Here is a 23,960-nt window from a genome sequence, read left to right on the forward strand (position 1 = left end):
GAGCGAAGCGACGAAGCAATCCAGACTACCTCCGCGGACATATTCTGGATTGCTTCGCTTCGCTCGCAATGACGACATTGAGGCAGGGGGACTACATTTCGATGTCATCCAAGAACCGTCTGGACCCGATCCCGCATCCGCCGACCAAGCCCGTGGTCGGCAACATGCTGTCGCTGGATTCGTCTGCCCCCGTGCAACACCTGACACGGCTCGCGAAGGAGCTGGGTCCGATCTTCTGGCTCGACATGATGGGCTCGCCGATCGTGGTCGTTTCAGGCCACGATCTCGTCGACGAGCTCTCTGACGAGAAGCGCTTCGACAAGACCGTACGCGGTGCGCTGCGGCGCGTGCGCGCGGTCGGCGGCGACGGCCTGTTCACCGCCGACACCAGGGAGCCGAACTGGAGCAAGGCGCACAACATCCTGCTCCAGCCCTTCGGCAACCGCGCCATGCAGTCCTATCACCCGAGCATGGTCGATATCGCCGAGCAGCTCGTCCACAAATGGGAGCGGCTCAACGCCGACGACGAGATCGACGTCGTCCACGACATGACGGCGCTGACGCTGGACACGATCGGCCTCTGCGGCTTCGACTACCGCTTCAACTCGTTCTACCGGCGCGACTACCATCCCTTCGTCGAATCGCTGGTTCGCTCGCTCGAAACCATCATGATGACGCGCGGCCTGCCGTTCGAGCAGTTCTGGATGCAGAAGCGCCGCAGGACGCTCGCGGAAGACGTCGCCTTCATGAACAAGATGGTCGACGAGATCATCGCCGAGCGCCGCAAGAGCGCGGAAGGAATCGACGACAAGAAGGACATGCTCGCCGCGATGATGACCGGCATCGACCGCGCGACCGGCGAGCAGCTCGACGACGTCAACATCCGCTATCAGATCAACACCTTTCTGATCGCGGGCCACGAGACCACCAGCGGCCTGTTGTCCTACACGCTCTATGCGCTGCTCAAGCACCCCGACATTCTCAAGAAGGCGTACGAGGAGGTCGATCGCGTCTTCGGCCCCGATGTCAATGCGAAGCCGACCTACCAGCAGGTGACGCAACTCATCTACATCACGCAAATCCTGAAAGAGGCGCTGCGGCTGTGGCCGCCGGCGCCGGCCTATGGCATCTCGCCGCTCAAGGACGAGACCATCGGCGGCGGCAAGTACAAGCTCAGGAAGGGCACGTTCACCACCATCCTGGTGACCGCGCTGCATCGCGATCCCTCTGTCTGGGGACCGAACCCCGATGCCTTCGACCCCGAGAATTTCAGCCGTGAGGCGGAGGCCGGGCGGCCGCTCAATGCCTGGAAGCCGTTCGGCAACGGCCAGCGCGCCTGCATCGGCCGCGGCTTCGCCATGCATGAGGCCGCGCTTGCGCTCGGCATGATCCTGCAGCGCTTCAGGCTGATCGATCACCAGCGCTACCAGATGCACCTGAAGGAGACGCTGACGATCAAGCCGGAAGGCTTCAAGATCAGGGTTCGTCCACGCGCCGATCGCGAGCGCGGGACTTATGGCGGGCCGGTCGCGGCGGCGGCCCCGGCGCCGAAGGTCTCGCGCCAGCCGACGGCGCGGCCCGGCCACAACACGCCGATGCTGGTGCTGTACGGCTCCAATCTCGGCACCGCCGAGGAGCTCGCGACGCGCATGGCGGACCTTGCGGAGATCAACGGCTTTGCCGTGCACCTCGGCCCGCTCGACGACTATGTCGGCAAGCTGCCGCAGGAGGGCGGCGTGCTCGTCATCTGCGCCTCCTATAACGGCGCGCCGCCGGACAACGCAACGCAGTTCGTCAAATGGCTCGGAAGCGACCTGCCGAAGGACGCGTTTGCCAATGTCCGCTACGCCGTGTTCGGCTGCGGCAACAGCGATTGGGCTGCGACCTATCAATCGGTGCCGCGCTTCATCGACGAGCAATTGTCGGCGCATGGCGCGCGCGCCGTCTATCCGCGCGGCGAGGGCGATGCGCGCAGCGATCTCGACGGCCAGTTCCAGAAATGGTTCCCCGCAGCGGCCCAGGTCGCGACCAGGGAATTCGGCATCGACTGGAATTTCACCCGCACGCCGGAGGACGATCCGCTCTATGCGATCGAGCCGGTGGCGGTGACCGCCGTCAACACCATCGTCGCCCAGGGCGGCGCGGTGGCGATGAAGGTGCTGGTCAATGACGAGCTTCAGAACAAGAGCGGCCCCAATCCGTCGGAGCGTTCGACGCGTCACATCGAGGTGCAACTGCCCGCCAACATCACCTACCGCGTCGGCGATCACTTGAGCGTCGTCCCGCGCAACGACCCGACGCTGGTGGATTCGGTGGCCCGCCGCTTCGGCTTCCTTCCCGCCGACCAGATCAGGTTGCAGGTCGCGGAAGGCCGCCGCGCGCAATTGCCGGTCGGCGAGGCGGTGTCGGTCGGCCGCCTGCTCAGCGAGTTCGTCGAGTTGCAGCAGGTCGCGACGCGCAAGCAGATCCAGGTCATGGCGGAGCACACCCGCTGCCCCGTCACCAAGCCGAAGCTGTTGGCCCTCGTCGGCGAGGAGGCCGAACCGCTCGAGCGTTACCGCGGCGAGATCTTGGCCAGGCGCAAATCGGTGTTCGACCTGCTGCTCGAATATCCGGCCTGCGAATTGCCGTTCCACGTCTATCTCGAAATGCTTTCGCTGCTGGCGCCGCGCTACTACTCCATCTCCTCCTCGCCGTCGGTCGACCCGGCGCGTTGCAGCATCACGGTCGGCGTGGTCGAGGGGCCGGCCGCGTCGGGGCGCGGTGTCTACAAGGGCATCTGCTCGAACTTTCTCGCCAATCGGCGCGTGGGCGATACGATCTACGCGACCGTGCGCGAGACCAGGGCCGGCTTCCGGCTTCCCGACGATCCGTCGGTGCCGATCATCATGATTGGCCCGGGCACAGGGCTTGCGCCGTTCCGCGGCTTCCTCCAGGAGCGCGCCGCGCGCAAGGCGAAGGGTGCTGTCCTCGGGCCGGCCATGCTGTTCTTCGGCTGCCGCCATCCCAACCAGGATTTTCTCTATGCCGACGAGCTGAAGGCGCTGGCGGCAGCCGGCATCACCGAGCTCTTCACGGCATTCTCGCGCGCGAACGGACCGAAGACCTATGTGCAGCATGTGCTTGCCGCGCAGAAGGATGAGGTGTGGCCGCTGATCGAGCAGGGCGCCATCATCTATGTCTGCGGCGATGGTGGCAGGATGGAGCCCGACGTGAAGGCCGCGCTCGTCGCGATTCATCGCGAGAAGAGCGGCAGCGATGCCGCCGCCGGTGCGCGCTGGATCGAGGACATGGGAACGAAGAACCGGTATGTGCTGGACGTGTGGGCGGGCGGGTAGGCGAAGTTCACCCTTGTAGCCCGGATGAGCGAAGCGATATCCGGGATTTCACGGCACGAGCGGTCCTGGGTGTCGCTTCGCTCACCCGGGCTGCGAGCATGCGAAGCAAATCATGCTAGACACCTCCCATGATTCCCTGGGAAAAGCTCGATACCGCAAAGATCCCCGGCTCCGACGAAGAACTCCGCCTGATGCGGCGGGGCAAGGAGTTCTCCATCAAGCTCGGCAGCAACGAGCTGATGAACAACCGCCTGTCGGGCTCGGAAGCCGCGCTCGCAACGCTTGCAGCGAAGCAGATCGAGAAGGTCGCAAAGCCCGTCGTCCTGATCGGCGGCCTCGGCATGGGTTTTACGCTGCGTGCAGCGCTGGCCGTGCTTGGAGCCAAGGCGAAGATCGTGGTCTCCGAGCTGGTGCCGGCGGTGGTCACCTGGGCACGGGGCCCGATGGCAGAGGTCTTCGGCGACAGTCTCGATGATGTCAGGGTGAGCATCCTGGAGAGGGACGTCGGCGAGATCATCCGAGCGCAGCGATCAGCCTTCGACGCCATTCTCCTCGATGTCGACAACGGACCCGAAGGGCTGACCCGGAAGGGCAATGACGCCCTCTACAGTGCGAGCGGATTGGCGGCGGCCAAGACGGCGCTGCGGCCGGGCGGTGTGCTCGCAGTCTGGTCGTCGGGACCCAATCCGGCGTTCGCCAAGCGCCTTCGCAGCGCCGGTTTCGACGTCAATGAAATCAACGTCCGCGCCACCGGCAGAGGCGGCGGCGCGCGCCACGTGATCTGGATCGCGCGGAAGAGCTAGGCCGCCTGCGCCGCTGCGCCATGCGCATGCTTGTCGACCGCGTCGATGATCTCTGGCCAGAAGCGCATAGGCAGGGCGTGGCCCATGCCTTCGATCATCAACAGCTTGGCGTTCGGGATTGACGCCGCCGTGTCCTTGCCGCCTTCGGGATGGACCAATGGATCGACTGTGCCGTGAATCACGAGGGTTGGAATCTTGACGGCGTGCAGCCGCGCCTTGCGGCTGCCGGAGGCAAGCACGGCGCGGAGCTGGCGGCCGACGCCGGCCGGATTGAGTCCGCGCGCGAACACGCGCTCGGCGCGTCCGGGATCCTGCGCCTCCTCTTCGGGGAAGGACCCGGCGCGCAAGACCCTCCAGGTCTGGCCGAAGCGGATGATGAATTCCTCCTTGCTGCGCGGAGGCGGCGCCATCAGCATCGCGGCGGCCTCGCGTGTCGGCGGCGGGATGCGAGGATTGCCCGTGGTCGACATGATCGAGGTGAGCGAACGCACGCGATGCGGAAACGACAGCGCCACCTCCTGCGCGATCATGCCGCCCATGGACGCCCCGACCAGATGCGCCGACTTGATGCCGAGTGCATCCATCAGTCCGATCGTGTCCTTGGCCATGTCGATCAGCTTGTAGGTTGCGGTCACCGGAATCCTGAGGAACCGCAGCTTCAGCAGCTCGAGCGGCGTCAGGCGCTTGCCGCCCGTGAGATGGCTCGACTTGCCGATGTCGCGATTGTCGAAGCGAATCACGCGGAAGCCGCGCGCGGCGAGCTGCTCGCAGAACCCATCGTCCCAATGGATCATCTGGGCCCCGAGCCCCATGATCAGCAGCAGCGGCTCGGCATTGTCGTTGCCGAAAATCTCGTAGCAGATGTCGATGCCATTGGCGCGGACGGTCTGGGGCGGCTGATGGGCGGTCACGGGTCCCTCCTGCTGATCGATGCTGTATCGCACGGTTTCGTTCCGCGAAGAAGCCGCGTGCGCGACGCCGCGCCCGCTGTTGCCGGTTGACCGGCACCTCGCAACGGTGTGGTATGGCGGGAAAAGAAGGGTGCGAAGCCCTCCATATTGGGAGGACGCTGATGACCGACAAGATCACCGATCCGGTCGCCTTGTGGCAGAAGATGGTTGGCGAGATGGAGAAGGGTTTCAACTCCTTCGCGACCAAGGCGATGGAGACGCCCGAATTCTCGCAAGCCATGAACCGCGCCGGCGGCGTTGCTGCAGGTGCGCAGAAGCAAATCGGCGATCTCATGGAGAAATACCTGCTCTCCATGAACCTGCCGAGCCGCGAGCAGATGACCGGTATCGCGGAGAGGCTTCAGTCGATCGAAGGCCAACTCGGCGAGATCAAGTCGATGCTGAGCCAGATGTCGGCCAACTCAGGCGCGCAGCAGGTCGGCGCCGCTCCGCGACCGCCGCGTACGAAACGTCCGCCGTCCGAAGGCGGAGACCAAAAATGAACGCGCCGACGGGACTTGATCTCGCTGCGATCCCGGAGCGCATCCAGTCCGAAGTGCAGCGCGCTATCATGCGCAGCATCAAGGGCGTCGAATATTTCTCGACCGCGGGCCCGTCGCTCGGCTCGACGCCGAAGGACGTGTTGCATTCGCGCGGCACGATGAGCCTCTACCACTATCGGCCGATGTCGGACGAGATCTACCGCGTGCCGGTGCTGATCGTGATGGCCACCACCAACCGCGGTTACATCCTCGACCTCGTTCCCGGCCAGAGCTTCATCGAGTTCCTCCTGCGGCGCGGCTACGACGTCTACATGCTGGACTGGAGCGCGCCGCGGCCTGAGGAGAAGAACCTGCGCATGGAGGACTATGTCCTCGACTTCATCCCGGACTGCATCCGCCGCGTGCAAGCCGATTCCGGCGAGCAGGACGTCTCCGTCATCGGCTACTGCTTCGGCGGCGTGCTGTCGCTGCTCTACGGCTCGATCCACAAGGACGGGCCGATGAAGAATCTGATCTGCTTCACCACGCCGATCGATTTCCGCGAGATGAAGCTGTTCTCGAATTTCTCCGACCGCCGCTATTTCGACGTCGACCGTATCGTCGACAGCGTCGGAAACGTGCCGCCGGAGATGATCCTGTCCTCGTTCGAACTGCTGCGCCCGGCCTCGCGCACGGTGAGCCAGATCCAGCTCTGGGAGAACATCTGGAACGACGAGTTCGTCAAGTCGTACCGCATGTTCGACCGCTGGGCGACCGACACGCTGCCGCTCGCCGGCGAATATTTCCGCGCCATCACCAAGGACCTGATGTGGGACAACAAGCTGTTCAACGACACCATGTCGGTGGGCGGCCGCGCGGCGAAGCTCGAAAACATCAAGGTGCCGATCCTGCATGCGGTCGCCGAGCACGACCACATCGTGCCGTATGAGGCCGCCAAACATCTGATCGCCAAGATCGGGTCGGCGGACAAGGAAGAGGTGATCCTGAAGGGCGGTCACGTCTCGCTGGTCGCCGGCGCGAACGCCGTTAAGCGGCTGTGGCCGAAACTGGATTCCTGGCTGGGAAAGAGATCGACATGAGTGAGCAGCGTTCCTATCCGCGTCACGTCAGGACCGACGCCGGGGATATCGAGATCCGCTTGATGTCGCCTGCGGATGAGGCCGCCGTGCTGGCCTTCGGCAAGGGCCTGCCGACCCACGATCTGCTGTTCCTGCCGCGCAATATCAGCGAGCCGAAGGTGCTGTCGGCCTGGGTCAAGGAGATCGAGCGCGGGGCGATCACGAGCCTGCTCGCGGTGAAAGATGGAAAGGTCGTCGGTTGTGGCACGCTGGTACGCGATCCACACTCCTGGTCGCCCCATGTCGGTGAGATCCGCATGGTGGTGTCGGCCGACGTTCGCGGCAAGGGAGTGGGCAAGGCGCTCTCGCAGGAGACCTTTGCACTCGCGCTCGGCGCCGGCCTGGAGAAGCTCTCGGTCCAGATGACCGTCGATCAGCAGGCGGCGATCGCCCTGTTCGAAAGCCTCGGATTCAAGGCCGAGGCCTTGCTGCGCGACCATGTCCGGGATGTCGACGGCGAAACCCACGACATCGTCGTGCTCGGCCACAACGTCGCACAAGTCGAGGCGCAGATGGAGGCCTATGGGCTGCCGAGTGCTGTCCAGCACTAAAGCATGATCCGGAAAAGTGCGCAGCGATTTTCCGAAAAGATCATGCTTAAACAACAACCTAAAGCGCGATGACAATTCATCCTAATCGCAGCGCTTTGGAGGCGCCGTCGAGCACTGAGGGACCGAAGCCCGGACGCCTTCATCGGGGCCCAATTGGCTAAGGAGGCATCATGATGCCTCTCGCTTAGGAGGATCACGATTTTGTGATATTGCGGTGCAATAAGAATATTGCAACGCACAATTTGCCATGTCATATAAGCCTTGCCCCGGGCCAATGCGGACGGGGTGAGCCCATAGCTCAGATCAAATGAGGATGGAGAGAACCCATGACGACTGAAACCAACGCCGCTTTCGAGGGCTTCAAGGACGCTTTCAAGAACATCCAGAATCTGGAAGTTCCCGCGGCAGCCCGCGAATTCGTCAAGAAGACTGCCAACACTGCCAAGGACCGCGCCGCCGAGGCTTTCGCCGGCTCCGAGCGGGTGACCGCCGCCGTCGAGAACGCGGTGACCGAATCCGTAGCCGAGGCCGGCAAGGTCAGCCGCAACATCCAGCAGGCCATCTACGAGGATGCCGAGGCGTTCTTCTCGGGCATCGACAAGCTCGCGTCCGCAAAGTCGATCAGCGAAGCCGTCGAGATCCAGTCGAGCCTGCTCCGTTCCCGCGGCGAAGTGTTCGTCTCGCGTGCCAAGGCGACCGCCGACTATCTCGGCAAGCTCGCGGCCAACGGTGCGAAGTCCGCTCAGGACAATTTCGCCAAGGTCTACAACAAGACCGCCTGATCCGGCGCCTGAGACGAGAAACTGAATTTGAGGCCCGCTTCGGCGGGCCTTTTGTTTATGGCCTCTTGCGTTCCCCGGATGCGGTGCAGCGCGCCGCTCTTGCGGCGTGGTGCACTGCTGATCCGGGGTCCATCCTGTTGGCCCGCTGGGGCCCGGCTCTGCGGTGCATCGTTGCACGCTGCACCACGTCCGGGACATGCGGAGACTGACGCGCTAAGTATCCGCTATGAACGCACCCGCCACCTTCTCCTTCGATTCCCCCGGCGATGCCGAACGCGCGGCCGAACTCCGCCGCGTCAAGGCGCTGGCGACACTGGTGCTGGCGTCGACGCTGGCGCTGTTCGTCGTCGCGAAATGGCTTCTGCCGGTGCATCCAATGTTCGGCTTCGTCGCAGCCTTCGCGGAAGCTGCGACCATCGGTGGCCTCGCCGACTGGTATGCCGTGGTCGCCCTGTTCAAACGGCCGCTCGGCCTGCCGATCCCGCACACCGCGATCATCCAGAGCAACCAGGCCCGCATCGCCGACAAGCTCGGCGAGTTCATCCAGGTGCATTTCCTCGAGGCCGGCCCGGTGGAGGCCAAGCTGAAGGAGATCGATTTCGGCTCCTTCGTCGCCGACTGGCTACGCGACCGCAAACGGAGCAATGATCTCGCGCGCTTCGCGCTGCGCCTGCTGCCGGAGGCGGTCTCTGCGACGGAAAGCTCCGGCCTGATGACCTTCATCATCCGCCGCCTGTCATCGCAGCTCCAGGCGATCGACCTTGCACCGCTTGCTGCCGGCACTCTGCGCGGCTTCGTGGCGGAGGGGCGCCACCAGATCCTGTTCGACGATTTCCTGCGCGTGCTGCACGAGACGCTGAACCAGAAGGAGACGATGGCGATGATCCGCGAGAAGGTGCGCGCGGAATTGCCGACCCTGCTCAGGCTCTATCGCGCCGACAAATTCCTGGTGAACAAGATCGTGGCCTCGGCCACCGCTTTCTTCAACGAGGTGCGCAGCGATCCCAAGCATCCGTTCCGTGGCGAGTTCGACCGCATGGTGCTGAGCTTTGTCGACCGGCTCGGCACCGACCAGGCCTATATCGATCGTATCGCCGGGCTGAAGCGTGATCTGCTCGCGCGGCCCGAGCTTGCCGATCTCGCCCGCACCGTCTGGGCCAACACGCGCTCCTTCATCGAGCGCAGTGCGAGCGGCGAGACGCAGGTGCTGCAGCATCACCTCGCCGGCATGTTCGTCGCCGCCGGCGAAGCGCTCGCCGGCGATGCCGAGCTGCGCGGCGAGATCAACAAGGGCCTGGTGACGGTGCTGCGCAGCTTCGTCGCCGACCAGAAGAGCGGTGTCTCCACCTTCATCTCCGATCAGGTCAAGGCGTGGAATATGACGCAGCTGATTTCGCTGATCGAAATCAACATAGGCCGCGACCTGCAATACATCCGCTTCAACGGCTCGCTGATCGGCGGCCTCGCCGGCCTGGTGCTTTACTCCGTAGAATTCCTGCTTCGATTGCTGTGACTTTTGCGTCACGGCCGCTAGCATTAGCGCGTGGGCCTATTGTCGCCTTGCGTCTCTCCCGCTTGAATGTCGGGAACCGGCCGCCTAGCTGATTCATGTTGCGCTGCGGAACGATCAAGAAGCCGGCGTATTGGAATTCATGCCCATTGCCGGCATCGCGGCCGGTGCCTTCTTCCCAGGGGAAACATTGATGACCGCTCCTGCCCAGACGCTGCGTCCGCCGTCCCGTACCCTGATGTTGCTGGAAGGGCGTGCGATCCACGAGTTCGGTGCATTTCTCGGCGCGCTGCCGCTCTTGAGCCTCGCGCCGCGCGGCGACGGGCATCCGGTGCTGGTGCTGCCGGGCCTCGTCGCCTCCGATGCGTCCACGCGCGCGCTGCGCACGTTCCTGACCAGCAAGGGTTATGCGGCGAGTGGCTGGCGCCAGGGCCGCAATTACGGCCTGCGTGAGGGCGTGCAGCATGCGATGGTCGACCTCGTGCAGGAGCTTAGCGACACGCACGATCGCAAGATCAGCCTGGTCGGCTGGAGCCTCGGTGGCCTCTATGCGCGTCAGCTCGCCAAGATGATGCCCGAGCGCGTGCGCCAGGTGATTACGCTCGGCAGCCCCTTCGCGGGCGATCCGCGCTCGACCAACGCCTGGCGCGTCTACGAATGGGCGAGCGGCCGCCGCGCCGATGAGGTCGATCCGCAGTTCGGCGGCGAACTCGCGGCGCCGCCGCCGGTGCCGACCACGGCCATCTTCAGCCGCACCGACGGCGTCTGCGCCTGGCAGGGCTGCATCGAGAAGGCGGGCGCGCAGACCGAGAGCATCGAGGTCGAGAGCAGCCATTGCGGCATGGGGCATCATCCTGCGGTCGTCTATGCCGTGGCCGACCGGCTCGCCCAGAAGGAAGGTCAGTGGCGACCTTTCGACCGCAGCGGCTGGCGCAGTCTCGCCTATCCCGATCCGCATCGGTAGGCGGCCTGCATGGTTCTCCCGGCGATGCGAAGCATCGTCCGGAGACGCGCGGCCTTGCCGCGCTCCTCACCATGAGGGTTATGAGTAAATGACGCCGCGCGAAAGCGACTAGAGCGTTTTCGAGCGAAGTGGACACCGGTTCGCGTCAAGAAAACGCGTCAAAACAAGAGTCTAGAGCCCCGTTCCGATTCCATCGGAACGGGAAAGGCTCTAGACCTCATCCTGAGGAGGCGCGAAGCGCCGTCTCGAAGGATCGAGACCGGCTCTCGCATTGTCGCTTCCATCCATTGTCGCGCCCGCACCAAACGCGCTATGCCATGCCGCATGGCGCATCCGCTCTCCCGCATCATCGACCAGCTCAAGCGCGAGCCGTCGCGCACCGGCTCCATCGTCATTACCGTGTTCGGCGATGCCATCGTGCCGCGCGGCGGTGTGGTGTGGCTCGGCACGCTGCTGGAATTCTTCGAAAGCCTGGACATCGACAGCGGCGTGGTGCGCACCGCGATGTCGCGGCTTGCGGCAGATGGCTGGCTCACACGGGAGAAGGTCGGCCGCAACAGTTTCTATCGGCTGGCCGACAAGGGACGCCAGACCTTTGAAGCCGCGACGCGCCACATCTACGATCCGCCGCCGTCTGACTGGACCGGGCGGTTCGAGCTGCTGCTGATCGGCAATGGCGAGGATCGTGATGTCTCGCGCGAAGCGCTCCGCAATGCCGGCTTCGGCAGTCCGCTGCCTGGCGTCTGGGTCGCGCCGTCAGGCGTGCCAGTTCCCGACGAGGCCGCGGGCGCCATCCGTCTCGAGGTCTCGGCCGAGGATGACAGCGGGCGTCGCTTGCTCAGTGCGAGCTGGCCGCTGGATCGCACCGCGGACGCCTATCTGAAATTCATGAAGACATTCGAGCCGCTCCGCGCCGCGATCGCGCGCGGCGCGGATTTGTCCGAGGCCGAAGCCTTCACCGCGCGCATCCTGTTGATCCACTACTACCGCCGTGTCGTGCTGCGCGATCCATTGCTGCCCGAAACCCTGTTGCCGGCAGATTGGCCGGGCAGGGCGGCGCGGGAGCTCTGTGGCGAAATCTATCGCGCACTGCTCGCTCCCTCCGAGCAATGGCTCGATGATCATGGCACCAACGAAAAGGGGCCGTTGCCGCCGGCGCGAAAGCTGCTGGAACGAAGGTTTGGCACCTGATCATTATGTTACAGAAATATCTTGCATTATGTAATTTTTGTTATATATTAACTCCCAATAGAATGGGAGGATGCGCATGTACACCCAGGCGCTGAACACGGCCGAGACCGACGACCGCGGTCTCGAGGATGCGACCAAGGCTGCGCAGTTCCAGGCCCGCATCGATGCCGAGGAGCGCATCGAGCCGAACGACTGGATGCCGGCGGCCTACCGCAAGACGCTCACCCGCCAGATCTCCCAGCACGCCCATTCCGAAATCGTCGGCATGCTGCCCGAAGGCAACTGGATCACGCGCGCGCCGACGTTGCGGCGCAAGGCCGCGCTGCTCGCCAAGGTGCAGGACGAGTGCGGCCACGGCCTTTATCTCTACGCCGCCGCCGAGACGCTCGGCTCCTCGCGCGAGGAACTGGTCGACGCGATGCTTGCGGGCAAAGCCAAGTATTCCTCGATCTTCAACTATCCGACGCTGACCTGGGCCGATATCGGCACGATCGGCTGGCTGGTCGACGGTGCCGCGATCATGAACCAGATCCCGCTGTGCCGCTGCTCTTATGGCCCCTATGCACGTGCGATGATCCGGGTCTGCAAGGAGGAGTCCTTCCACCAGCGCCAGGGTTACGAGATCATGCTGACGCTGTGCCGCGGCTCGGACGAGCAGAAGGCGATGGCGCAGGAAGCGTTGAACAGATGGTGGTGGCCGGTGCTGATGATGTTCGGCCCGCCTGATGCGACCAGCCAGCACAGTGACGCCTCGACGAAATGGAAGATCAAGCGCTTCTCCAACGACGAGCTGCGCCAGAAGTTCGTCGATGCCACCGTACCGCAGGCGCAATATCTCGGCCTCACCATTCCCGATCCCGGCATGATTCAGGATGCGGACGGGCACTGGCGCTACAGCGAGATCGACTGGGCCGAATTCAAGCAGGTGCTCGCCGGCAACGGCCCCTGCAACCGCGACCGCATGGCCGCGCGCCGCAAGGCGCATGAAGAGGGCGCCTGGGTGCGCGAGGCGGCAGCCGCCTATGCGGCGAGGCGCGCGCAGCGTCAGACCGCACAAGCTGCGGAATAGGAGATCGATATGGCCACGCCGAACACGCCGCTGTGGGAAGTCTTCATTCGCAGCCGCAACGGGCTCGCGCACAAGCACGTAGGGTCGCTGCATGCGAGCGATGCCACCATGGCCCTGCAGGCCGCCCGTGACATCTACACCCGCCGCGGCGAAGGCCTGTCGATCTGGGTGGTGCCGTCGACCGCGATCACCGCGAGCGATCCCGCCGAGAAGGGCATGATGTTCGAGCCGGCGGAATCGAAGATCTACCGGCATCCGACGTTCTATGAGGTGCCCGAGGAAGTGGGGCACATGTGATGGCGGTCGCCAACATCCAGGTCTCCGAGACGCCGCTGGTGCTCTACGCGATGCGCCGCGCCGACGATGCGCTGATCCTCGGCCATCGGCTGTCGGAATGGTGCGGGCACGCGCCGATGCTGGAAGAGGACATGGCGCTCTCCAACATCGCGCTCGACCTGATCGGCCAGGCGCGGGAGCTCTACAGCTACGCAGCGAAGGTCGAAGGCAAGGGCAACGACGAGGACAAGCTCGCCTACCTGCGCGACGTCCGGCAGTACCGAAATCTGCTGCTGCTCGAGCAGCCCAACGGCGACTTTGCCCAGACTTTGGTGCGGCAGTTCTTCTATTCCGCGTTCGCCGACCTCTATTGGCGTGCGATGATGACCTCGCGCGATGCGACGCTGGCCGCCATTGCCGCCAAGTCGGAGAAGGAGAGCGCCTATCATCTGCGCCACGCCTCGGAATGGCTCATCCGGCTCGGCGACGGCACGGAGGAGAGCCATCGACGGGCACAGGACGCGATCAATCATCTCTGGGCCTTCACCGGCGAGATGTTTTCGGTCGACGACGGCGAGCGCGGCCTGATCCATGCCGGTATCGCCATTGATCCGGCGAGCTTGCGCGGCCGATGGTTGCAGACGATTTCCGATGTCGTCAGCGAGGCCACGCTGGTGCTGCCGCAGAACGACTGGATGCAGCAGGGCGGCCGCGCGGGCCGGCACAGCGAGCATCTCGGGCATCTCCTGTCCGAGTTGCAATCGATGCAGCGCACCTTCCCGGGGTTGACATGGTGAGCGTGCTGGAGAGCGATAGCGAGCTGCGCCGGCGCGCCTGGGACGCCGCGGCGAGCGTGGTCGACCCGGAGATTCCGGTGCTTACCATTGCCGATCTCGGCGTGCTCCGCGATGTCGTTCTCGACGGCGACCATGTCGAGGTCGCGATCACACCGACTTATTCCGGTTGCCCGGCGATGAACATAATCGCGCTGGAAATCGAGCTGGCGCTGGAGCGCGCCGGTTTTCGCCATTCAAAAGTCAGCACCGTGCTGTCGCCTGCCTGGACCACCGACTGGATGAGCGAGGAAGGGCGCCAAAAGCTGCGCGCGTACGGCATCGCGCCGCCGCAGGCGTCAAGCTCGCGTCGCGCTTTGTTCGGCGAACAGGCCGTTGCGTGCCCGCAATGCGGCTCCGTAAACACCGAGCTGCTGTCCGAATTCGGCTCGACCTCCTGCAAGGCGCTGTGGCGCTGCAGGTCCTGCCGCGAACCTTTTGATTACTTCAAGTGTCATTGAGCGCACAAATGCCAACCTCATCGTCATTGCGAGCGAAGCGAAGCAATCCAGACTACCTCCGCGGAGACAGTCTGGATTGCTTCGTCGCAAGGGCTCCTCGCAATGACGACGGAAAGACGGAACGAGGTTACCCGTAATGTCTGCAGCTGCACCGCGCTTCCATCGCCTGGCCGTCAACGACCTCCGCCGCGAGGCGTCCGACGCCGTCTCGATGACCTTCGCCATCCCCGGCGAGCTCGCCGGCGATTATGCCTTCGCACCCGGCCAGTATCTCACGCTCCGCACCATGCTGGATGGCGAGGAAGTGCGCCGCTCCTATTCGATCTGCTCCGGCCCCGACGACGGCGAGATCCGCATTGCCGTGAAGAAGGTCGACGGCGGTGCGTTCTCGAACTGGGCGGCCGAAGAACTGAAATGCGGCGACGAGCTCGACGTGATGACGCCGACGGGCCGCTTCGGCGTCGTCCCGCCCGCCGATGGCGGCCGTATTCATGTCGGCTTTGCCGCTGGCTCCGGTATCACGCCGATCCTGTCGATTGTGAAGGGCGTGCTCGCGCGCGAGCCGAACAGCCGCTTCTTCCTGTTCTACGGCAACCGCACCACCAACAAGATCATGTTCCTCGAAGCGCTCGAGGAGCTGAAGGATCGTTTCATCGATCGCCTCTCGATCTTCCATGTCATCTCCGGCGAGGACCAGGACATCCCGATCCTGCATGGCCGGCTCGACGGTGACAAGGTGAGGGTGCTGCTGCGTTCGCTGGTGCCGGCAGGCAGCGTCGATCACGTCTACGTCTGCGGTCCCCTTGGCATGAGCGAGGAGATCGAGGCGACCTGCCGCGATCTCGGCATTGCAGACGAGCGCATTCACGTCGAGCGTTTCGTCTCCGAATTCGGCGGCAAGCCGCGGCCGAAGACGGCCGTTGCGCCTGACGCGCCGCCAAAGGCGATCGCGTCGCTGATCATCGACGGCAAGCGTCGCGACGTGCCGGTCGCCGAGGATGAGGCGATCCTCGATGCCGCATTGCGCGCCGGGGTCGACCTGCCGTTCGCCTGCAAGGGCGGGATGTGCTCGACTTGCCGCGCCAAGCTGGTCGAGGGTGAGGCGCCGATGGACATCAACTATTCGCTGGAACCGTGGGAGCTGAAGGCCGGCTTCGTCCTGACCTGCCAGGCAAAGCCGGCGTCCGAGCGTGTCGTGGTCGATTATGACCATGTCTGATCGGGCAGATCGGGCCCCATGAATGCAAATGCGTCGCATTATTTGACAGCTTGAGCCAACCAGCAGAACATCGTGTGCAAGCATCTGGCCGGGAGAAGCGCGTGAACGTCAAAGCCGTCCTGTCACCTGAAGATGTTGCCCGCGCCTGCGCTGACGCGATGTGGGCGGAGGACGACGCCTCCAAGGGACTCGGCATGGAGATCGTCGAGGTCGGCCCGGGCTTCGCGACGCTCGCAATGACGGTGCGGCCGGACATGGTCAACGGCCAGCGCATCGCCCATGGCGGGTTCATCTTCACGCTCGCCGATTCCGCCTTCGCGTTCGCCTGCAACTCGCACAATGAGCGCGTGGTGGCGGCGCAGGGGCAGATCACCTTCATCAAGCCGGGCAAGCTTGGCGACCGCCTCACTGCGAAGGCGCGGGAGATCGCTCGCGGTGGCCGCTCCGGCATCTACGACGTGCGTGTCACGGCGGGCGACGCTCTCATCGCGGAATTCCGCGGGCATTCGCGCGTCATTCCCGGCACGTGGCTGCCGGGGCAAGATCAATAAGACAAAAGAACAAACCAATGTGGGGAGACGAGGATGGCTCTGACGAAGCTCAGGGAAGGTGCCAGCACCTATAGCGCCGAGATGGACGCGCATGAGCGCGCCTCGCGCGACGAGATCATGGCGTTGCAGAAGCAGCGGCTGGCCTGGTCGCTGAAGCACGCCTACGACAACGTCGCGCATTCTCGCAACGCGTTCGACAAGGCCGGCGTGCATCCGTCCGACTTTCGCGAGCTGTCCGATCTCGCGAAATTCCCATTCACCGCGAAGACGGACCTGCGCGACAATTATCCCTTCGACATGTTCGCCGTGCCGCGCGAGAAGCTGGTGCGCGTGCATGCCTCGTCCGGCACGACGGGCAAGCCGATCGTCGTGGGCTACACCCAGCGCGATATCGATACGTGGTCGGAGGTCATGGCGCGATCGATCCGTGCCGCCGGAGGGCGCACCGGGATGATCATCCACAATGCCTATGGCTACGGGCTCTTTACTGGCGGGTTAGGGGTGCACTACGGCGCCGAGAAGCTCGGCTGCACGGTGGTGCCGATCTCCGGCGGCATGACCGAACGGCAGGTGCAGCTCATCAACGACTTCCGCCCCGACATCATCACGGTGACGCCGAGCTACATGCTCGCGATCCTCGACGAATTCAAGCGGCAGAAGCTCGATCCGCGCCAGTGCTCGCTCAAGGTCGGCATCTTCGGGGCCGAGCCCTGGACCAATGCGATGCGCGGCGAGATCGAGGAGGCCTTCGACATGGATGCGACCGACATCTACGGTCTCTCCGAGGTGATCGGCCCCGGCGTCGCCCAGGAATGCATCGAGACCAAGGACGGGCTGCACATCTGGGAGGACCATTTCTACCCCGAGGTGATCGACCCCGAGACCGGCGCGGTGCTGCCGGACGGAGAGAAGGGCGAACTGGTGTTCACCTCGCTGACGAAGGAAGCCTTTCCGGTGATCCGCTATCGCACCCGCGATCTGACGCGGTTGCTGCCGGGCACGGCGCGCCCCGGCATGCGGCGGATGGAGAAGGTGACCGGCCGCTCGGACGACATGATCATCCTGCGCGGCGTCAACCTGTTTCCGACCCAGATTGAGGAAGTGTTGCTTGCGACCGACTGGTGCGGCGGGCACTTCATCCTGGAACTGACCCGCGAAGGCCGCATGGACGAACTGACCATCATCGCGGAGGCGCGGCCCGAAAGCTGGGACGGCCGGGGTCTGATCGATCACGCCGACCGTGTTTCGACCCACATCAAGAACACGATCGGGATCAGCTCCAGGGTGCAGGTGGTTGCGCCCGCCACGCTGGAACGTTCGCTCGGCAAGGCCAAGCGGCTCTACGACAAGCGGCCCAAGGACTGACTTGACGGACTGACTTGACGGATTGACTTGACCGGTCCAAGAGGCGACAAGGCCCGCGAGAAATCGCGGGTTTTTCGATGTCACCAGCCGGTACCAAGACCGTCGAGGCGCGTTGTGTGCGCCTCAATGCCAAAGCTGAAAATGCCGCAGCGCTCGCGCCGGTCGTCGAGCGCCGGACGCTCACGCGCGGGCCGAACGATCTGCTGATCGAGGTGAAGGCCGCCGCCGTCAATCCGTCCGACGTCAAGGCCGCGACCGGGCTGATGCCCTATGCCGTGTTCCCCCGGACCCCCGGCCGCGATTACTCCGGCGTGGTGATCGACGGACCGGCTGGAACGGTCGGCCGCGAGGTGTTCGGCTCGTCCGGCGATCTCGGCATCCGCCGCGACGGTACCCATGCGAGCCATCTCGTCGTCGAGGCTGATGCTGTCGTGGAGAAGCCCAAGACCGTATCCTGGGAGGAGGCCGCCGGCATCGGCGTGCCCTTCGTCACCGCGATGGAAGGCTTTCGCCGTGCCGGCGTGCCAAAGGGCGGCGAGACCGTGCTGATGATGGGCGTCAACGGCAAGGTCGGTCAGGCTGCGGTGCAGATAGCGACCTGGCAGGGCGCGCGCGTCGTCGGCGTGGTGCGCAAGGCGGAAGCCTATGAAGGCCACGCCAACGCGCCCATCGAGGTGATCGACGCCTCCGCAACCGACGTTGCCGAACGCGTGCGCGAATTGACCGGCGGCACGGGCGCCGACATCGTCTTCAACACGGTCGGCGACCCCTATTTCCAGGCCGCTCACAAGTCGCTCGCCTTGCGCGGACGTCAGGTCCTGATCGCCGCGATCGACCGCATCGTGCAGTTCAACATCCTCGAATTCTATCGCGGCCAGCACACTTATGTCGGCATCGACACGCTGGGCCTGTCGTCGTCTGCGACGGGCGCGGTGCTGCGGGACCTCGGCCCGGGTTTCGCGAGCGGCCATCTGAAGCCGTTCCCGATCAAGACGAACGCGATCTATCCTCTGGAACGCGCGAAGGAGGCATACGCTGCGGTCGCGGGCTCGTCGCGCGACCGTGTGATCCTGAAGCCGTAACGATGGAATCCTCCGCGCAACTCGTCATCCTCGCCGGCCTCGCCATCGGCCTCATCTACGGCGCCGTCGGCCTGCTTAGCGGCTTCTGCCTGATGAGCAGCATGCGCGGCTGGCTGGCGGAGGGCGATGGGCGACTGGTGCGGACTTACGCGTTGGCAATCGCGATCGCGATCGCTACGAGTCAGTTCCTGGCGGGCAGCGGCATGGTCGATCTCGGCAAGTCGATCTACCTGCAACAGACATTCTCGGTACCGGTGCTGTTCCTCGGCGGCCTGCTGTTCGGCTATGGCATGGTGCTGTCGAACGGCTGCGGCTCGCGGGCGCTGGTGCTGCTCGGCCGCGGCAATCTCCGCTCCTTCGTCGTCGTGATCGTGCTGGCCATCGCCGCGCAGATGACGCTGAAAGGCCTGATCGCGCCGGCGCGTATCGCGCTGGTCCAGGCCTCGCAAACGACCGTCAGCGTAAATTCGCTGCCGTCCCTGCTGGTGGTGTTCGGTCTTGCCGAATCGCTTTCGCGCGCGCTTGCCGCCGCCGCGACCGTCGTCGCGCTGATCCTGTTCGCTTTCGCGCAGCCGGCGTTCCGCCGGTCACCGGGCCAGATCGCGGCGGGTGTGATTGTCGGCCTGCTCGTCGCCGGCGGTTGGTACGTCACCGGCTATCTCGGCGCCGACGACTTCAACCCCGTCCCGGTGACCTCGCTCACCTTCATCGCGCCGATCGCGGATGCCCTGCAATATGCCATGCTCTCGACCGGACTGACACTCAACTTCGGCGTCGCGACGGTCGTCGGCGTCTTCGCCGGTAGCCTCGCGACGGCGCTCGCTACGGGCCGCTTCAAGCTTGAGGGCTATTCCTCACCACGCCACATGCTGCGCTCGGGCGCTGGTGCTGCGTTGATGGGGGTCGGCGGCGTGATGGCGTTCGGCTGCTCGATCGGGCAGGGGCTCACTGGCCTATCGACGCTCGCGCTGGGGTCGTTCGTGGCGCTCGCCGGCATCCTTCTCGGCACGACGGCAGGCCTGCGCGGAAGCCTGCGGGTTCAACCCCTCGCAGTGGCCTGACCGCGCAGCAGCCGATCGCCGAGCGTTGCAAGACCGATGCCGGTAACGATCAGCCCGGCCGCGATGGCAAGGCTCGTGTCGATCGGCTCACTCAGCAGGATTGCGGCACTGGCGATGCCGACGACTGGCGTCGCAGTGGTTCCGAGCGACGTCGTCAGCGCAGAGATGCTCTTGTTGACCATCGACATCGCCCAATAGGCCAGCGCCGTCCCGATCAGGCCCGAATACAGGAAGAGCGACGCGAGCCGCCATGACCACTCGACTTGCGGCAGCCCGTCGATGATCATCGCCAGGGTCGAAAGCACGGCCGTGGCGACGAGCACCTGCCAGAGCAGGAGTTGGAGCGGGGAGGCGATCCAGCGATGCGCGCGGATATAGATGATGTTCGCGGCCCATGAGATCGCGGCGAGGATGACCATGCCGGCGCCGAGCAGGACTCCTGTATTGGTCCAGTCGATCGAGGACGGATTCAGGATGACGGCAAGCCCGATCAGTCCGAGCAGAGCGCCGGCAAGCTTGGGCGCGGTCAAGGTGTCCTGTCCGAGCATGGGCGCGGCGAGGGCGACCCAAAGCGGCGTGGTGTAGCCGAGCACGACGCCCTTGCTGGCGGGCAGGAAGCGCAGGCCCGCGGCGACGAGGATCGAGAACAGCGTCATGTGCAGCAGCGCGACACTGAGGATGACCGGCACGTCGCCTCGTTCCGGGATCACCAGATTCCTGCTCAGTCCGAGGATCACGGCGAGGCCAATCAACGCGATCCAGCTCCGGATCGCCGAGCTCCACAATGGCGGGACGAGTTGCACCAGTTGCTTCGTCACCGACCAGTTCACGCCCCAGGCCAGCACCACGATGAGAAACAGGCCGACGGCGGCGCGGGGTGAGAGCGAGTTCATCTAGGAGTCCTTGAAGCAGTCCGGTTCGCCGGATAGCATTGCCGCTGGCACCTGAGAAAGTGCCAGACTGGAGAATAAAAAGGTGCCAGTTTCGGAAGACATGATCTCGGCCCTGATCGACCTGACGCCGGCCGACGACGGCGGGCTGGCGGCGCGACTGACGAGCCGGCTCAGAGAGCTGATTGCGACCGGCAGCCTCGGCAAGGGGCGCGCGCTGCCGTCGAGCCGTCGCCTTGCCGGCGATCTTGGCGTCTCGCGCAACACGGTTTCCTATGCGTACGAGCAGCTTGCCGCCGAGGGATATGTCGAGGCGTCGCACGGCCGCCGTCCGGTGGTCACGGTCGATGGAGGCGAACGCAGTGCAGGAACGGGTGCCGCCGTGGCGCGCGGCCGCTCGGCAAAGCCGCGACTTTCGCCCTGGGCCTTGAATCTCGGGCAGACCGACTGGCCGATGTCCTATCAGGCATCACTGAAGCCGCTGCGCCCGGGGCATGGCGATTTCAGAGAGTTTCCGAACGAGGTCTGGGCGCGTTGTCTGCGCCGCAGTGCCGTGCGTGCTGCGAGGCGCGAGCTCGGCCCGGTCAACCGGACGCGCCTGCGCGAGGTGCTCGCGCATTATCTGGCGACCAGCCGGGGTGTGCGGGCCACCGCAGACCAGATCCTGATTCTGCCGAGCGCGCAGGCTGCATTGACCTTGATTGCCGCGACCGTCCTTGCGGCCGGTGACGAGGTCTGGGTCGAGGATCCCGGTTATCCCGGTGCTGCGGCGGCCTTCCGGGCCTCCGGCGCGCGCGTGACCGGTATCAGACTGGACGAGCAGGGCATGCAACGGATGCCGGGCCTTGCGGCGCCAAAGCTGATCTTCATGACGCCCTCGCATCAGCATCCGACCGGGCGGCTGATGTCGCTGGCCCGCCGCACCGAGTTTCTCAATCTGAGCAGGTCCGGCAGGACCTGGATCGTGGAGGACGACTACGACGGCGAATTTCAATACGACAGCCGGCCGGTCCCGGCCTTGCAGGGGCTCGACGCCCATGGCCGCGTGTTCTATGTCGGCACCTTTTCGAAGGTGATGACGTCGGAGATCCGGCTCGGCTATCTCGTCGCTCCGCCGGCACTGGCCAGCACTCTGGAGATTGCGCAGCGGCATATCGGGCTGATCGCCGCCAGCCACATTCAGGAAGCGCTCGCCGAATTCATTGCCGACGGGCACTTCCTCGCGCATCTGCGCCGGATGCGTCGGCTCTATCGCGCACGCCGCGATCATCTCGTCGAGGAACTGGAGCGGCAACTGGGCGGGATGCTCTCGGTCGAAGTACCTCCTGGCGGTATTCAACTCGTCGCCCGCCTCAAGCGCCGTCGTACTGATCACGCGGCGGTGAAGCGGCTGGTTGCGGCGGGGGTCGAGACGCGCGCATTGTCCGGCCTGGCGCTCGGCCGGCCGCGCGATCACGGCCTGCTGCTCGGCTTTGCGGCGTGGCGCGAGAGCGAGATCAGCGCGGCCGTGCGGACGATGGCATCGTGCTTCTAGTTTAGTCCACTGCCTTCGTCACGATGCGGATCTCCGATGTCAGCGTTCGGTGCACCGGGCACTTGTCGGCGATCTCCATCAGCCTCCTGCGTTGCTCGGCATCGAGGGCTCCGTCCATCGCGATGTCGCGCTCGATCTGGTCGAGCATGCCCTCGCGTGTCTCGCACTCTTCGCAGTCCTTTGCATGGATCTTGGAATGCTTCAGGGTGACGGTCACGCGCTCGAGCGGCAGTGACTTGCGGTCGGCGTAGAGACGCATGGTCATGGAGGTGCACGCGCCGAACCCGGCGAGCAGGAAGTCATACGGTCCGGGCCCGGCATCTGCGCCGCCGGCCGCAACGGGTTCGTCCGCCACGAGATGATGCGGCCCGACGGTGATGGTCTGGTTGAACTTGCTCTTGCGGGTCTCCTGCACCACGACCTTTCGCGGTTCCCCGGGCAGATCCATCGCTTTGGCGGGCTTTGCTGCGATGTAACGGCTCGCCCAGGCCGCGATCACGTCGGCCGCGTAGAGCGCGTCGGTCGGCTTGGTCAACAGATGATCGGCGTGGTCGAGCGAGACGAAACTCTTGGGATGCCTGGCCGCAACGAAAATCCTTGTCGCGTTGTCGATGCCGACCGTGTCGTCCACCGGCGAATGCATCACCAGCAGCGCCTTGTGCAGGCCGGTGACATCCTTCATCAGTTCGTGCTCGGCGATGTCGTCGATGAATTCGCGCTTGATCCGGAACGGGCGTCCCGCGAGCGAGACTTCGACCTCGCCCTGGGTGCGGATCTCGTCGATGTGCTCCTTGAACAGACCGGTGACATGGGCGGGATCGGACGGCGCCGCGATGGTCGCGACCGCCCGGGCTTCCGGGATTTGGTCGGCTGCGGCCAGGATCGCCGCGCCGCCGAGGCTGTGCCCGATCAGGATCGATGGCGCCTTGCGGACGCTACGTAGATGATCGGCCGCGCGCACGAGATCGGCGACGTTGGAGGAAAAGGTCGAATTGGCGAATTCGCCTTCGCTGGAGCCGAGCCCGGTGAAGTCGAAGCGCAGCACCGCAATGCCGCTGGCGGCAAGTGCGACAGAGATGCGCTTGGCTGCCAGCGTATCCTTGCCGCAGGTGAAGCAATGCGCGAACAGCGCGAAGGCCACGGGCTCGCCGTCCGGCAACTCCAGCGCAGCCGCAAGCTGATGGCCGCCCTCTCCGGTGAACTGGAAGCGTTCCGTCGGCATGAGGTCCTCCCGTCCTTGTCTGAATCTAGTCGCCCGAATAGCGCTGCTCGGCCCAGGGATCACCGCGATTATGATAGCCGCGGACTTCCCAGAAGCCGGGTGCGTCGTCGGTCACGAATTCGATGGCCTGGAGCCATTTGGCGCTCTTCCAGAAATACAGATGCGGCACGACCAGCCGCACCGGGCCGCCATGCTCCTCCGACAGCGGCTGTCCCGACCAGCTATGGGCGAGCAGAGCGTCTTCGGCGGCGAAGTCATCCAGCGCCAGGTTGGTGGTGTAGCCGTCGTAGGAGTGCAGCACGACGAAGCGTGCATCCTCGCGCGGTCGGCAGGTTGCGAGCAGCTCGCGCGTGGCGAGCCCATCCCACTCATTGTCGTAGCGCGACCAGGTCGTCACGCAGTGGATGTCGGAGGTGAACCGCGCCTGCTTCTGTGCGATCAACTCGTCGAAGGTCCAGAACACGGGAGTTTCGACCGCGCCATAGACGTCGAGCCGCCAGCGCTCGCGCGAGATCGGCGGCACGACGCCGAGATCGAGCACCGGCCAGTCCTGGGTGAGGTGCTGGCCGGGCGGAAGCCTTTGATCCGCCGGCCGCGTGATTTTCCCTGTGAGAAAGCGGCCCTCGCGCGCCCACTTTTCCTTGGTGCGCGTCAGCTTGCTGTCGGATGGCGTCTCGTCGGTCATGG

At 64.8% G+C, this 23,960-nt stretch carries 23 protein-coding genes; 19 read left to right on the forward strand and 4 right to left on the reverse strand.

Annotated features, from left to right (window positions below; genetic code table 11):
• Window positions 1-101 precede the first annotated feature (101 nt).
• Both XH87_RS30230 and XH87_RS30235 read left to right on the forward strand, forming a co-directional pair.
• Complete coding sequence (locus XH87_RS30230; RefSeq protein WP_271590043.1) at window positions 102-3,338, forward strand: bifunctional cytochrome P450/NADPH--P450 reductase; 3,237 nt, start codon at window positions 102-104, stop codon at window positions 3,336-3,338.
• Between the two features lie 128 nt (window positions 3,339-3,466).
• Window positions 3,467-4,141, forward strand: a complete 675-nt coding sequence (locus XH87_RS30235; protein ID WP_271590045.1) for a spermidine synthase — start codon at window positions 3,467-3,469, stop codon at window positions 4,139-4,141.
• Here XH87_RS30235 and XH87_RS30240 read toward each other — a convergent pair.
• Window positions 4,138-5,052, reverse strand: a complete 915-nt coding sequence (locus XH87_RS30240) for an alpha/beta fold hydrolase (RefSeq protein WP_271590046.1) — start codon at window positions 5,050-5,052, stop codon at window positions 4,138-4,140. The two genes, XH87_RS30235 and XH87_RS30240, sit on opposite strands and share 4 nt — an antisense overlap.
• Window positions 5,053-5,213: 161 nt before the next feature.
• On the opposite strand from XH87_RS30240, the gene XH87_RS30245 reads away from it, so the two are divergent.
• The 16 genes from XH87_RS30245 (at window position 5,214) to XH87_RS30320 (ending at window position 19,627) form a co-directional block, all read left to right on the forward strand.
• Window positions 5,214-5,594 carry a hypothetical protein gene (locus tag XH87_RS30245; RefSeq protein ID WP_158668827.1) on the forward strand — a complete coding sequence of 127 codons (381 nt, stop codon included), beginning with the start codon at window positions 5,214-5,216 and terminating at the stop codon, window positions 5,592-5,594.
• The gene (locus XH87_RS30250) at window positions 5,591-6,673 is read left to right on the forward strand and encodes a PHA/PHB synthase family protein (RefSeq protein ID WP_271590047.1); all 1,083 of its coding nucleotides are present in this window, start codon (window positions 5,591-5,593) and stop codon (window positions 6,671-6,673) included. Before XH87_RS30245 ends, XH87_RS30250 begins: the two co-directional genes overlap by 4 nt.
• Window positions 6,670-7,263 carry a GNAT family N-acetyltransferase gene (locus tag XH87_RS30255; RefSeq protein ID WP_271590048.1) on the forward strand — a complete coding sequence of 198 codons (594 nt, stop codon included), beginning with the start codon at window positions 6,670-6,672 and terminating at the stop codon, window positions 7,261-7,263. The genes XH87_RS30250 and XH87_RS30255 overlap by 4 nt, the downstream gene beginning before the upstream one ends.
• 326 nt (window positions 7,264-7,589) lie before the next feature.
• A complete protein-coding gene (locus tag XH87_RS30260; protein WP_271590049.1) occupies window positions 7,590-8,045 on the forward strand; it encodes a phasin in 456 nt (151 codons plus the stop codon).
• Between the two features lie 226 nt (window positions 8,046-8,271).
• The gene (locus tag XH87_RS30265; RefSeq protein WP_271590050.1) at window positions 8,272-9,558 is read left to right on the forward strand and encodes a DUF445 domain-containing protein; all 1,287 of its coding nucleotides are present in this window, start codon (window positions 8,272-8,274) and stop codon (window positions 9,556-9,558) included.
• 190 nt (window positions 9,559-9,748) lie between these two features.
• Entirely contained in the window at window positions 9,749-10,519 is a 771-nt protein-coding gene (locus tag XH87_RS30270; protein WP_271590051.1) for an esterase/lipase family protein, read from the forward strand.
• A gap of 324 nt (window positions 10,520-10,843) precedes the next feature.
• Window positions 10,844-11,710, forward strand: a complete 867-nt coding sequence (gene paaX / locus XH87_RS30275; protein ID WP_035710716.1) for a phenylacetic acid degradation operon negative regulatory protein PaaX — start codon at window positions 10,844-10,846, stop codon at window positions 11,708-11,710.
• Window positions 11,711-11,786: 76 nt separating this feature from the next.
• Window positions 11,787-12,779 (forward strand): 1,2-phenylacetyl-CoA epoxidase subunit PaaA, encoded by a 993-nt coding sequence (paaA, locus tag XH87_RS30280; protein WP_271590052.1) that lies wholly within the window; start codon window positions 11,787-11,789, stop codon window positions 12,777-12,779.
• A 9-nt stretch (window positions 12,780-12,788) separates the two neighbouring features.
• On the forward strand, window positions 12,789-13,076 hold the full coding sequence (gene paaB / locus XH87_RS30285) for a 1,2-phenylacetyl-CoA epoxidase subunit PaaB (protein ID WP_008136594.1): 288 nt from the start codon (window positions 12,789-12,791) through the stop codon (window positions 13,074-13,076).
• A complete protein-coding gene (paaC, locus tag XH87_RS30290; protein ID WP_271590053.1) occupies window positions 13,076-13,852 on the forward strand; it encodes a 1,2-phenylacetyl-CoA epoxidase subunit PaaC in 777 nt (258 codons plus the stop codon). The genes paaB and paaC overlap by 1 nt, the downstream gene beginning before the upstream one ends.
• Window positions 13,846-14,349: a 1,2-phenylacetyl-CoA epoxidase subunit PaaD gene (gene paaD / locus XH87_RS30295; protein ID WP_271590054.1), complete on the forward strand. Its 504-nt coding sequence runs from the start codon at window positions 13,846-13,848 to the stop codon at window positions 14,347-14,349. The genes paaC and paaD overlap by 7 nt, the downstream gene beginning before the upstream one ends.
• A 136-nt stretch (window positions 14,350-14,485) precedes the next feature.
• On the forward strand, window positions 14,486-15,568 hold the full coding sequence (paaE, locus tag XH87_RS30300; RefSeq protein ID WP_271590055.1) for a 1,2-phenylacetyl-CoA epoxidase subunit PaaE: 1,083 nt from the start codon (window positions 14,486-14,488) through the stop codon (window positions 15,566-15,568).
• A 101-nt stretch (window positions 15,569-15,669) separates the two neighbouring features.
• Complete coding sequence (gene paaI / locus XH87_RS30305; protein WP_199763294.1) at window positions 15,670-16,119, forward strand: hydroxyphenylacetyl-CoA thioesterase PaaI; 450 nt, start codon at window positions 15,670-15,672, stop codon at window positions 16,117-16,119.
• 33 nt (window positions 16,120-16,152) lie between these two features.
• Complete coding sequence (gene paaK / locus XH87_RS30310) at window positions 16,153-17,484, forward strand: phenylacetate--CoA ligase PaaK (RefSeq protein WP_271590056.1); 1,332 nt, start codon at window positions 16,153-16,155, stop codon at window positions 17,482-17,484.
• 77 nt (window positions 17,485-17,561) lie between these two features.
• A complete protein-coding gene (locus XH87_RS30315; RefSeq protein WP_271590057.1) occupies window positions 17,562-18,566 on the forward strand; it encodes a quinone oxidoreductase family protein in 1,005 nt (334 codons plus the stop codon).
• 2 nt (window positions 18,567-18,568) lie between these two features.
• Window positions 18,569-19,627 (forward strand): YeeE/YedE family protein, encoded by a 1,059-nt coding sequence (locus tag XH87_RS30320; protein WP_271590058.1) that lies wholly within the window; start codon window positions 18,569-18,571, stop codon window positions 19,625-19,627.
• Here XH87_RS30320 and XH87_RS30325 read toward each other — a convergent pair.
• A complete protein-coding gene (locus XH87_RS30325) occupies window positions 19,606-20,520 on the reverse strand; it encodes a DMT family transporter (RefSeq protein ID WP_035710773.1) in 915 nt (304 codons plus the stop codon). The genes XH87_RS30320 and XH87_RS30325 overlap by 22 nt on opposite strands.
• Window positions 20,521-20,620: 100 nt before the next feature.
• On the opposite strand from XH87_RS30325, the gene pdxR reads away from it, so the two are divergent.
• On the forward strand, window positions 20,621-22,051 hold the full coding sequence (pdxR, locus tag XH87_RS30330; RefSeq protein WP_271590913.1) for a MocR-like pyridoxine biosynthesis transcription factor PdxR: 1,431 nt from the start codon (window positions 20,621-20,623) through the stop codon (window positions 22,049-22,051).
• A gap of 1 nt (window position 22,052) precedes the next feature.
• On the opposite strand, the gene XH87_RS30335 is transcribed toward pdxR, so the two are convergent.
• Window positions 22,053-23,273: a bifunctional alpha/beta hydrolase/OsmC family protein gene (locus XH87_RS30335; RefSeq protein WP_271590059.1), complete on the reverse strand. Its 1,221-nt coding sequence runs from the start codon at window positions 23,271-23,273 to the stop codon at window positions 22,053-22,055.
• Between the two features lie 25 nt (window positions 23,274-23,298).
• Entirely contained in the window at window positions 23,299-23,958 is a 660-nt protein-coding gene (locus XH87_RS30340) for a sulfite oxidase-like oxidoreductase (RefSeq protein ID WP_271590060.1), read from the reverse strand.
• Window positions 23,959-23,960: the final 2 nt, after the last annotated feature.

The sequence above is a fragment of the Bradyrhizobium sp. CCBAU 53415 genome (assembly GCF_028128735.1).
Lineage (GTDB): Bacteria > Pseudomonadota > Alphaproteobacteria > Rhizobiales > Xanthobacteraceae > Bradyrhizobium.

Coding starts and splice junctions, on each gene's coding strand:
- XH87_RS30230 (WP_271590043.1), top strand. CDS start 102: ATGTCATCCAAGAACCGTCTGGACCCGATCCCGCATCCGCCGACCAAG.
- XH87_RS30235 (WP_271590045.1), top strand. CDS start 3,467: ATGATTCCCTGGGAAAAGCTCGATACCGCAAAGATCCCCGGCTCCGAC.
- XH87_RS30245 (WP_158668827.1), top strand. CDS start 5,214: ATGACCGACAAGATCACCGATCCGGTCGCCTTGTGGCAGAAGATGGTT.
- XH87_RS30250 (WP_271590047.1), top strand. CDS start 5,591: ATGAACGCGCCGACGGGACTTGATCTCGCTGCGATCCCGGAGCGCATC.
- XH87_RS30255 (WP_271590048.1), top strand. CDS start 6,670: ATGAGTGAGCAGCGTTCCTATCCGCGTCACGTCAGGACCGACGCCGGG.
- XH87_RS30260 (WP_271590049.1), top strand. CDS start 7,590: ATGACGACTGAAACCAACGCCGCTTTCGAGGGCTTCAAGGACGCTTTC.
- XH87_RS30265 (WP_271590050.1), top strand. CDS start 8,272: ATGAACGCACCCGCCACCTTCTCCTTCGATTCCCCCGGCGATGCCGAA.
- XH87_RS30270 (WP_271590051.1), top strand. CDS start 9,749: ATGACCGCTCCTGCCCAGACGCTGCGTCCGCCGTCCCGTACCCTGATG.
- paaX (WP_035710716.1), top strand. CDS start 10,844: ATGGCGCATCCGCTCTCCCGCATCATCGACCAGCTCAAGCGCGAGCCG.
- paaA (WP_271590052.1), top strand. CDS start 11,787: ATGTACACCCAGGCGCTGAACACGGCCGAGACCGACGACCGCGGTCTC.
- paaB (WP_008136594.1), top strand. CDS start 12,789: ATGGCCACGCCGAACACGCCGCTGTGGGAAGTCTTCATTCGCAGCCGC.
- paaC (WP_271590053.1), top strand. CDS start 13,076: ATGGCGGTCGCCAACATCCAGGTCTCCGAGACGCCGCTGGTGCTCTAC.
- paaD (WP_271590054.1), top strand. CDS start 13,846: ATGGTGAGCGTGCTGGAGAGCGATAGCGAGCTGCGCCGGCGCGCCTGG.
- paaE (WP_271590055.1), top strand. CDS start 14,486: ATGTCTGCAGCTGCACCGCGCTTCCATCGCCTGGCCGTCAACGACCTC.
- paaK (WP_271590056.1), top strand. CDS start 16,153: ATGGCTCTGACGAAGCTCAGGGAAGGTGCCAGCACCTATAGCGCCGAG.
- XH87_RS30315 (WP_271590057.1), top strand. CDS start 17,562: ATGTCACCAGCCGGTACCAAGACCGTCGAGGCGCGTTGTGTGCGCCTC.
- XH87_RS30320 (WP_271590058.1), top strand. CDS start 18,569: ATGGAATCCTCCGCGCAACTCGTCATCCTCGCCGGCCTCGCCATCGGC.
- XH87_RS30325 (WP_035710773.1), bottom strand. CDS start 20,520: ATGAACTCGCTCTCACCCCGCGCCGCCGTCGGCCTGTTTCTCATCGTG.
- pdxR (WP_271590913.1), top strand. CDS start 20,621: ATGATCTCGGCCCTGATCGACCTGACGCCGGCCGACGACGGCGGGCTG.
- XH87_RS30335 (WP_271590059.1), bottom strand. CDS start 23,273: ATGCCGACGGAACGCTTCCAGTTCACCGGAGAGGGCGGCCATCAGCTT.
- XH87_RS30340 (WP_271590060.1), bottom strand. CDS start 23,958: ATGACCGACGAGACGCCATCCGACAGCAAGCTGACGCGCACCAAGGAA.